General features: G+C 52.9%; 9 protein-coding genes, 1 tRNA gene and 1 pseudogene. 2 read left to right on the forward strand and 9 right to left on the reverse strand.

Features of this window, described 5'->3' with window-relative positions; genetic code table 11:
* Positions 1–114: 114 nt before the first annotated feature.
* The 4 genes from B2R17_RS21515 to B2R17_RS21530 form a co-directional block, all read right to left on the reverse strand.
* The gene (locus B2R17_RS21515) at positions 115–522 is read right to left on the reverse strand and encodes a PIN domain-containing protein (RefSeq protein WP_286765604.1); all 408 of its coding nucleotides are present in this window, start codon (positions 520–522) and stop codon (positions 115–117) included.
* Positions 522–857 carry a hypothetical protein gene (locus tag B2R17_RS21520; RefSeq protein WP_286765605.1) on the reverse strand — a complete coding sequence of 112 codons (336 nt, stop codon included), beginning with the start codon at positions 855–857 and terminating at the stop codon, positions 522–524. The genes B2R17_RS21515 and B2R17_RS21520 overlap by 1 nt, the downstream gene beginning before the upstream one ends.
* 88 nt (positions 858–945) lie before the next feature.
* On the reverse strand, positions 946–1,359 hold the full coding sequence (locus B2R17_RS21525; RefSeq protein WP_286765606.1) for a hypothetical protein: 414 nt from the start codon (positions 1,357–1,359) through the stop codon (positions 946–948).
* Positions 1,360–1,567: 208 nt separating this feature from the next.
* Positions 1,568–2,650: a DUF1573 domain-containing protein gene (locus tag B2R17_RS21530; RefSeq protein WP_286765607.1), complete on the reverse strand. Its 1,083-nt coding sequence runs from the start codon at positions 2,648–2,650 to the stop codon at positions 1,568–1,570.
* Positions 2,651–3,473: 823 nt separating this feature from the next.
* Here B2R17_RS21530 and B2R17_RS21535 point away from each other — a divergent pair.
* Positions 3,474–3,547, forward strand: a tRNA-Arg gene (locus tag B2R17_RS21535).
* A 1,042-nt stretch (positions 3,548–4,589) separates the two neighbouring features.
* On the opposite strand, the gene B2R17_RS21540 is transcribed toward B2R17_RS21535, so the two are convergent.
* From B2R17_RS21540 to B2R17_RS21560, 5 genes are all read right to left on the reverse strand, one after another.
* Complete coding sequence (locus B2R17_RS21540; RefSeq protein ID WP_286765608.1) at positions 4,590–5,084, reverse strand: hypothetical protein; 495 nt, start codon at positions 5,082–5,084, stop codon at positions 4,590–4,592.
* 160 nt (positions 5,085–5,244) lie between these two features.
* Positions 5,245–5,490, reverse strand: coding sequence for a PF20097 family protein (locus tag B2R17_RS21545; RefSeq protein WP_286765609.1), 246 nt, complete (start codon positions 5,488–5,490; stop codon positions 5,245–5,247).
* A gap of 932 nt (positions 5,491–6,422) precedes the next feature.
* Positions 6,423–7,208: a S1 family peptidase gene (locus tag B2R17_RS21550; RefSeq protein WP_286765610.1), complete on the reverse strand. Its 786-nt coding sequence runs from the start codon at positions 7,206–7,208 to the stop codon at positions 6,423–6,425.
* A gap of 280 nt (positions 7,209–7,488) precedes the next feature.
* Positions 7,489–8,070: a hypothetical protein gene (locus B2R17_RS21555; RefSeq protein WP_286765611.1), complete on the reverse strand. Its 582-nt coding sequence runs from the start codon at positions 8,068–8,070 to the stop codon at positions 7,489–7,491.
* A 262-nt stretch (positions 8,071–8,332) separates the two neighbouring features.
* Positions 8,333–8,662 (reverse strand): hypothetical protein, encoded by a 330-nt coding sequence (locus tag B2R17_RS21560; RefSeq protein ID WP_286765612.1) that lies wholly within the window; start codon positions 8,660–8,662, stop codon positions 8,333–8,335.
* A gap of 680 nt (positions 8,663–9,342) precedes the next feature.
* On the opposite strand from B2R17_RS21560, the pseudogene B2R17_RS21565 reads away from it, so the two are divergent.
* Positions 9,343–9,562, forward strand: a pseudogene (locus B2R17_RS21565) (hypothetical protein); the annotation flags it as partial.

Genomic DNA, 9,562 nt, shown 5'->3' on the forward strand with positions numbered 1-9,562 from the left:
ATCCGGGCCCGCCCGCCTTCGGCGAGTGCGCTCTATGGGTGCGCGGTCCACTCTCACTTCACTGCGCTCGTTCGCACCTCGTGTGCTGCGCACACTCGCGGCTCGTCGCTGCGCTCAACTGGCAGGAAAGCTCACCAAGCGCAATGCGTCGACATGAATAAAGTCTCGCGCGTTGTGGGTTGCAAGCGGGACGTTTAGAGAGACTGCCGTCGCAGCTATCCAGGCATCTGCAGCCTGTAAGGTTCTACCGGATTTGCGCATGGTTGCGCGTAGCTGGGCCCAGGTTCGACACAAGGTTTCGTCTACTGGAAATACTACGAACTGTTGAGAAATCAGACGAGCCATATTGTCCCGCCGTTGCTGGCCCCAATCGTGAACTTCTTGCCACAACATCAGCTCGGCCTGGGTCTGAAACGAGATGACAAGCTGTTTGCCATCCAGGGCCTGAGCGTAGCTTGCAAAGCGAGAGTCGTTCTTCAAGTAAAAAGAGAGGACGTCAGTGTCCACAACAACGCGGTCCATCAGCGGCTGATTCCCCGCGAATGCGTGTCTTTGCGAGACTCGCTGACAAAGCTGAGGAAATCATCCACTGATTGCCCCTGCGGCCAGATACTGGCGGGACTTGATTTGCCAGCGTCGAAGGGAGCCACGTTTTGCTGCTTGGCAAGCAGTTCAATGTCTACTCGCTCAGGCATCGCCTCGATTGCTTCTGCGCTATTGCTCGCTCGGCTTTCGGCTTGCTGATTGGCGAGCAGCTCAAGAGCTCGCATCAATGCCGTTTCCGTGTTAGGAAACGCTCCGCTCGCCACGAGACCATTCAAAACGCTCTCATATTCCTGGGGTATGTCGATGGTCATGGCGGCCGCCTCCCTTGTTTGTCGCTGCAATCGTTGAAGCAATCATCACACGAATCTTTATTTTAGTCAATGAATTTGAAGCGGCTCGCTACGGGGTTTCCTCCATCATTCGCTTGAAATCAGGGCTTTTCTCGTGTTTTTGCTCGATGAGCAGTTCGGTCACAACCGGCTCGTCATCGGGAATCAACGCGGCGGTCGATCGATCGGCCTCGACGATGAACACCACTCGCTGCATGACCAATTTCTCGTAGCTGCTTGCCAGGCCGCGCCCACGCACCAAAACCACGTGGTCGCTCAACTCGATTGTTATTCCTAATGAGGGATTGAATTTCACTCCGTAGAGATGCGAATAGCTGATGGCGTGGTAATCGCCTCGGCAGCTGATGAAGTTGATCATCGGTTCGCCGCCCCAGGCTTTGCGGCTGATGCCGAAGGCTAAATACTTCGATTGCTCAACGTAGCTATCGTCCTCGAATAGTCGCTGATCAATCCGTAATCGCACCCTTGCTCACCACATTCGCTTCCCGGTGCGTCACCGCAATCCAATGGGACTTCAGCTATCATACAAATGGTCTGAGCATTGGCATTGAGACATGCATATGGCACACAGAGTATGACACTTGCAACACAAGCAATTCTTTTTAACATCTTCGTCTCCTTAGAAAACTCCTCCAAGACGCACTATCACGGCGATAGCACTTCGATTCAAACTATTTCTTTGGAATGACAACACGCACTGTCTCTTCTCGATTCAACGCGGGTAGACGAAACACCAAGAGTCGCGAGCTAGTTTTTTCTAAGCTGCGAATGAGATCTTCACCGCGTATGGTCACACGTTGCGCCCAACCGCTCTCGCTTAGTGATTCAAAGCTCGCTTCCACGGGAACCGTCTTTGATTCTTCCCTCAGGAAAACCTGTATCTCAAGCTTGCCTTCGGTCTCTTGGTAAGGAGGTCGGTTTGTCACTGAGAAGTAATACCGTATGTCACTTACAAACTGCCCGGTCGACACAAGTACTGAGCGCGGCGAGACGTTCAACTTCCTGCGGAGGCTGATCCAAACAAATTGCGAAGCTTCTCTGCCGTGTCCATCGCGTCCAGCATGTTCTACGGTGATGCGAAGCTGATTGGGTTTCTTATCGATGTACTCGTCACTTGGCGTTAGGATCAACTTCCATTCAGCATCGGCGTACTTGATTAAATTGTGGGCTGGTTCAACAGCGACGTGCACATCCGGTGATGAAACTTTGACCTCCGGCTTCGCATCAGCGTCCGCACCCCAGAACCCCCGGATACGCAACTCTAGCTTTGATTCCTTCGGGTCACGATCTGCATCGATAACCCAAGCTTGCCCAGGTTTTTCGACCTCGAGATCCGCTGATACGAACCCCGAGAAATTGATTACCAACGCAGCGGGCTTTTCATCAACGTATCCTAAAAGCACTAAATTTTGCTTGAATTCTCCGCTGTTAGCAGCATGAATTTTGGCTGTGAACGGGATTGCCTGCGAATCTTTATACTTCTTACAGTTGACTTCACCGGCTGTACATTTGCAGGAAGACTGCACTTTCTTCAAGTCAAACACGGATTCGAACGGATTAGATATCTTCAGTTCTTTTACCATTTTCGTTCCGCGTCGCAGATGTCCAAGCTCAACCTTTACTATTTTCTCGATGGCAGCTGATACTGGCGGGGAGTCTGTTTCATTGACGTCTGCACAAACGCACTCGGTCGCAAGCATTGCTGAAACCAGAAGGGTCGCGAAAAATCTAATTGAATAATTTCTCGTTTTCATTGAGCCATGCTCTGTGGGTACGCGTTAGTCGTGATGCGATTCCTTCGTGTGAATGACTGTTGGTGTTGACCGAACGAACTTCAATGCTGAACAAAAATTCACATTCCTAATTTTAAGAAAATGCGTTGTTTGTTTGTCATCCATTAATGCAACGAACAAGCAAGTGGTGCGATCTCGGCCGCTAAATAGCGGTTAGTGCGTGAGGCTGAAGAAGACAGTCGGTAGAAAGTTTTTTGACTTTTTCTTCTGGAACGATCTTTGCCTATCGCTGTTCAAGAAAAACAGCTCGGCGAAAGGGCAATTGCCCCTACCGACAGAGTGGACGTTGCTTCCACCTACATACCCGCCCAGGGACCGGTATTTTGACTTTTTCACATCGCAGTCTTGCGTTGGGCAATCAATTGCGCGGAATAGCCGGTAAAAAAGCTGACTTGACGTGCATTTGGAACGCGTGATAGCGAAGTTCGAAATAGCTTTTTGCAGAGGCTGCATTATTGGAATGAGTGATCCGCATCGCGGGACCCTACTCCTCAAGTGTGACAACATGATGACGATGCGGCCTTGCCGACAATCGAGCGTTCATTGTTGCTTTGTTCCGTTGCATTCCTGCCACTATTCCACGGCATTCACCGGGTTCACCAGAGATTCCCAGAAATGTCTCCACGAGGTATGTTGTTGCCACAGCGGGCTGGCAGGGTCACTTCGACGGCCTGCCGGCGTGGCTCCCAGGCCAAGTGTCCAGTGCGCCTTTTGGTTTTCAAACCCAGTTCATTTAGGCGCATTTCAGGCAAGTCAGTCACACAAAACCCCGCAAAAACCCCTCGCGCCCATAGCTCAGCTGGATAGAGCAACGGACTTCTAATCCGTAGGTCGGTGGTTCGAATCCACCTGGGCGTGCCTCTCAGCCGATCCTGATTCATCAGCACCGATCAGGATCGGCTTTTTGCTTGGTTTCGAGTCATCGTCGATGGCGCCTGATTGCCTCCGTTCAGCACGGATGGAACCGCCCACGACACCGCCGACCGATTCTTCGGTTGCTCGCTTCCAATGAGCGTCGGTCGTTTGCAGGTAACGCGGTTCCCGTCGTTTGGTGTAGCGCACGGTTCTGTCACGTTCATTCCGTTGACCGCCGAGGGCTTGTTGAATTCAGAAGAGCGTTGGCACTCGTTTGCATCCTTGCGACGAACCGCCTAGTGCGGTCCCGCATGCTAGGTGGTGTGGGAGGGGTCCCGGGCAACCGGGCCCCTATCCCGATNNTCGTTTGCATCCTTGCGACGAACCGCCTAGTGCGGTCCCGCATGCTAGGTGGTGTGGGAGGGGTCCCGGGCAACCGGGCCCCTATCCCGATTGGATGGTTCGTCGTGATCGTCATTCGATCAAGAATCCGTTTTCGATTTCGATGACCGGCAGCCTAAATCTCTCATCTGGTCCAGACGGAAGAACGAGCGACACGCCGAGGCACTCGATTGGTGGCTCGCCGGGCGTAGATCCTTTGTAGTACACATCGTGGTCGAAGAACGTATTGCGCGGGAGTCGGTGACTACTCTGTATCTTCTTGAGCAGCGTCGTTACGTGCTCTGGAGTATTCCCCAGCGACAGCGTCGAATGAATAGCTTGTAGGACCGCATTCTCGTCGAGCAGCGTGCTATCGACTTTGACTGTATCCGAGATTTGATCGTTGAACTGAGCGACTGCTTGTGGCAGCGGAGTCGAATCTAGCCAGTCAAATAGGGGGACGTGCGATCGTCAACGCAACTGCCGCTATTGCGACAATCAGGATCAATGTCCGTAATTGGTAGCGAACGAGTCTTGACTGCCGTTTCGAATTCCGTGTCATCGAAGATTATGCTGTAGGTACGGCGAATGGTAGAACTCACGGGGAACGGGCGAACGACTTGCAAGCAGACGAGAAAACGGACCACCTGTTCTCCCGTGCATTTCATGGTTTGCCGCCGTTTTGAGCTTGGAGGTTGGGTACCGGTCCTGACCAAAGAAACCGTTCTGTGCGGACGTTGCCACCATACAACCCAATGGTCGATTCGGATAATTGCGATGCATCCACACCATCGTCATCGAGATAAATAAGGGCAGCGCCGATACAAGTTTCACCGCGATAGTGTACCCCAACACCTATTCGGCAATCAAGAATTCGTGCAACGTATTCGGCCGTTAGGGACGCCGCTGCAGCAAGACGCTGTTCATCGGTCGCGTTTGCCGGTAGATCAGATTCGCAACCATCGAAATGACAGTGGTAGCATTTGCCAAATACCAACGTCAGCTCACAAGTGTCGTCCCAGACCTCGAGCGGACCAACGATATCGTCTAACGGATCAAGGACGAGATGTGGTCTTTCGTTCAATTCCAGACGCCACCCGGGATCATCAACACCCTGAGCAGCAAGTTCGTCGATGAAATGCTGGAGCGTCGGTGTCATTTGTTTTCAGTCGGCGAATGTTGGACATTACGGGGGACGGAGAGTTGAAGATCATTCTAGCAAACGCTGCAAGCCGTCCTCCCGTGCATGGTTCTGTCTTTCTCTGCCGAATCAGTTTGCTGAAGCCAATAGGCCAGCCACATATTGCAAGACCATTGAGTCACGAGACTTTCGGATTCGCGTACAGTTTGAGCAGTCCACAATCGGTACACCGGTATGCGGTAATTGCGAACATCTTCTCTTTGTCGCGTTTAATTGCGTTCCGCGAAACTTTCATTCCGAGAAAGGTTGCGTCTTCCGGCTCGTCGCGATGCCAGTAAGTGAGGGTTGAGTCGACGTCAGTCGCTTCCGGCAGGAATCCGGTCTCCATGGGTGCATCACAGTCCGGGCACATCAAGTTGTTCATGCGGAAAACCCTACTGCGCAGTGTGCGATATGCGTCCAAACGCCAATGACAGAACGATACGGTTCAGCGGGACCGCGCGAGAGACGCACCACTTCAGAAACGTCAGCTCGCGGTCTCCGTTGGAACCGATGGTTCTGCCTCATTTCCGTTTCGACAGTGACGTGTGATTTGGCGTAAAGCCGCAAGTCCACCCAAGACAGCAATGGAGTAGCCGAATGCGACCAATGAGTTTGAAAGATTCAGAAGCCATACAATTGGATGGGCTGCCCCAGATTGAAAGTCGTCGATCGCAGCCCCTTTCATCGGATACTCTGCGGCAAGGCTTCCAAGTGTACCAGCAAGAATACACACGAAGGCGACGCTTAGGAGAAGCGAAGTGATGGATTTGTAGCGACACAGAGCGACCAACGCTACTACGGAGAAAGTGAAATATGTCAACGGAATCACCCATTGGATAATCTGCGTCGGTGCCATCCAAAACGTCCCGATGCTTGCAGACTCTCCGTCCGGGTTTGCGATGGTGACAGTTCTTTGACATCCCAGAGCCAAGAATCCAAAGCATGCGTAGGCGAAGACGCTAACTCTCGATTGACACATTGAACAGCATTTATTGGCAGGACTTGATTCTCACCTGTTGTACCGGGTGGGAACAGGTGTTTGAGGATGTTTCGGACGGTTCAGCGGCGAGAACAACTCTTGAGGGACGGCTTGTTCTCACCTGATTCCCATCCCGATGGGATCTATTCTCTTGGCTGCCGAGGGGCGAGGCAAGGCTCCACCCGATCCGTTTGCTGACGATCAGAAGCCGATCAATCGCAGTGTGGATTGCTGCCGAATGCCACGCGGTCGCCAATTGCGGAATTGAACCGCCGGTACTGGCAGCAGCTCGCGGACGTCGAATGACGCGAGATCGTCTCTCGCCCAATCCGTCGCTATTCGTCCGTTTGCTGTGACGAGATGTGCGCGCGGATCAGTTGGGCGGGAACCATCTTGGACAGCTTGGCACCCGACACGTCGTGAGCCACGCCGACGTAGATGCCGATCACCGTCAGTTCTCCGTCCGGCTGGTTGTTCAGAAAAGCTGGGCCGCCACTGGTTCCTTGAGCGAGGGCTGGCGAGCAATACACGATTGGTTCGTGCCCCCAACTATTCGTCGTGTTCGTTTCGCGAGATGCGACATGCCCCACCACCGCGACGGGTGAGATCACATCACCGGCTCCGATGGCCAGCGGAAACCCGACCGTCACGATTTCGGTCGTGCGAGGCGGGGTTTCGGTGCAAATGGAATCCAACGAGATCGAGAGTGCAGAAAGATGAGAACGGTACGTTTCAGCACCATCGACATCGGGAAGCTCTGCGATCGCGAAGTCGGATTGCTCGTTTCGTTGCCACGGATTGGTCGATGTTCGGAAGAATGTCTTGAGCGATACCCACTGCGTCACGCCATCTGGATCTCGATACCGAAGCTTGCTCTTGAGGTTTGTTTCAGCGGAAGCGTGGCCAGCCGTCACGAGATACAACCGTTCGTCTGCGGTGACGAGAAATGCCGAGCAAAGCTTGCCTGTGTCAGGTTTCGATTCGACCTGGCTTTGAATGCAAACAACTCTGTCCCACGCTTCGATCGGCTTTGGTTCAGACGCATCGATCGACGGTGAGAATGCCACCACGGCAACGGTCAATGCGGACGCATTTCTTACCAGGGAATGGAGGCGGTGCATGAATTCGTTGCCAAGCTCGTGAGAGGAAAGAAGTCGCATCTGTTCACCAAGGTTGCGTGGACACTGGTTTCTTTGATGAGCATCGAGATACGTCTGCAGAAAGTAGCGTCGATCAACTCGCAGTGGTAGCGAGCGATCGGCTCTCCTGATTCCTTCCATCGATCACCTCGACTCTTTTGACATCCACCACGGTTCCTTCCCACGATCACTTTAGCCGTTTGGCGTTAGCCACGGTTCGCTTCAGCAAGCTCAAGCGGTCCACCCAAAGTGATGCTGCGAGTCAACGAATGCCGCGTTTGTATTGTGTTTGGTCGAACGCATCCAACTCGACGTCCCATACCCGCTCCAGCTTGGTCATTCCAGATTCGAAGGTGCGATTGAATTCTTTGTCGGGCTTTCCAAAGGCCGATTCAATCTTTTCAAAGATGGCTTCAAACTCTTCGAACTTCTCCGGAGGCAGCGACAAGCGGTAGGTCGCGAACCATTCCGTTCGATCTTGGTAGATCACCGCTTCTTCGAGCGTCAGTTGAATGTCACCGACTTCTCGGTCTTTGACAGCTCGGGTTAGCTTGTTCAAATTCTGAAGAGCCAAAAAAATGACCGCTCGTTGCGCTCTCTTGTTCGCGTCCTCCAAGTCTTGACCGATGTCGACCATGCTCGACAGATCAGCTGGCCTCGCCACAATCTGTACAGTTTGATCTTCTGGACTGATGACGACGGAGTCGGTTTGAAAGTAGCCCTCCGCCAACAGCTGAACCGCCTCAATGTCCGGCATGGTTGGATTCTCTCGAACCTGTTGAATTTTCGCGGCCGCCAATTCTCGCTCGGTCGGATGGCTGCAGCCGCTGAGTGAAGTCAACACTGCTATCCCAATCGTGCAAACAATGGAGGCGAAGTTTCGGCGAGCCATAAATTCAGTCTTGAAGAAGGGGATGTCAGGACATCGTTGAGACGAGAAAACGCCTGTGCAGCCAACATGGGAAAAGCAAGCAACAGCAGATGAGTACTGGACGCCATCTTTGGGCGCCACTCGCAAATGCAAGCTTTTGATTGCAGGTCAATGGTTCAGTCGCGATTCCGATGTCCAACTGAGTCAACCAGTACCGATTCTAGCCCACGAATACTCAACTGGAACTCACGTCCTCCACATCCGATGCGGGGCGATCTGGGAACGCTCTTTGGATCTCAGGATCACGGAGTAGTCTCAATGCCCAGATGCCGAATGGGATGCCTAGCCAGACGAAGGGTGTCAGCAAGGGAACGCACGCGAGAATCGATCCGATGCGTGCCATTCGATAGGATTCCAAAAATCCAAGTTTGGCGGCACCAATAGAAATCACAATCATCGACACGAGTTGTGCGGCGGCGGTGCCGGTCGCGATCAACGAAATCCCAGAACCAAGCTGCTGGTAATAGACAAAGCCTGCTGAAACAAGATGGATCGTCACAAGCACGGCATGGATCGACGCCATGATGAGCAATGCCGTCGCAGGGCGGGAGACTCGCTTCCGAACGGCCGAATGTTCGATCTCTGAATTGTTTTCCGCCCGTGGCGTTACGTAAGGATTCGTCAACTGATTGAATGCCTGAGACGAAAGGTCGGCTACATCGGGCTCGTTGATACGTCGAACGATGGAGATGATTGCTGGAGCAAAGGTCGGCGATCAACTGATGTAGCCGCTGCCATGTCGCTTCCATGCTTTTTGCGATGATAACCCGGCGAAGTTGCCTGATGTTGTTTTCGCCGAAGGGAACGCGTTGGTCGCTAGTTGTCATGGCTTCGACAAGGTGCTGCAGTTCGGCATGCTGCTCCGGCATGGTGAAGTTTTTGCGCTCCTGACTGTTCCAAGCGGTAGAACCGGAATTTGATCCATCGCTGTCGTGGTCCGGTTCTTCTCCCCGGATAGGATTCTCTTTTTTTCTCTTGGGAGGGGAAGGTAGTGTTTTCGTGCGACCGCGGTTTCGCGAGTCAGCTTGTTATTCAATGAAGATCCGCGTTTTAGTTTGCTTGCCGAATCCGTTTCGCGTGGATCGATTCGCTAATGGAAAGTGCACCAGTCCCTTGCCCCGCCGCGTGACCAATACACCCGCCAAAACTCATCAGACTCTGAAGAACGTTTCGTACGAAAGTCTGGTGACGAGTTGGTTGATGCATGATGGCTGGCAAGTTTACAGGCCGATGCTGGACCATGGACACAAAACAGATCTATTGATTTCGGATGGTCCCAATTTCCATCGCATCCAGATCAAGTCGTTCGAGAGCAAACGCGAAGAGCGGATTGTCACCAACTGCTGGTCACCCTGCCTGATCGATTGCGTCGTCTTCATGGCTCGCGATGCAAATTGGGGCGTGA

Origin of the sequence: Rhodopirellula sp. UBA1907 (genome assembly GCF_002337565.1) — a bacterium.
Taxonomy (GTDB): domain Bacteria; phylum Planctomycetota; class Planctomycetia; order Pirellulales; family Pirellulaceae; genus Rhodopirellula; species Rhodopirellula europaea.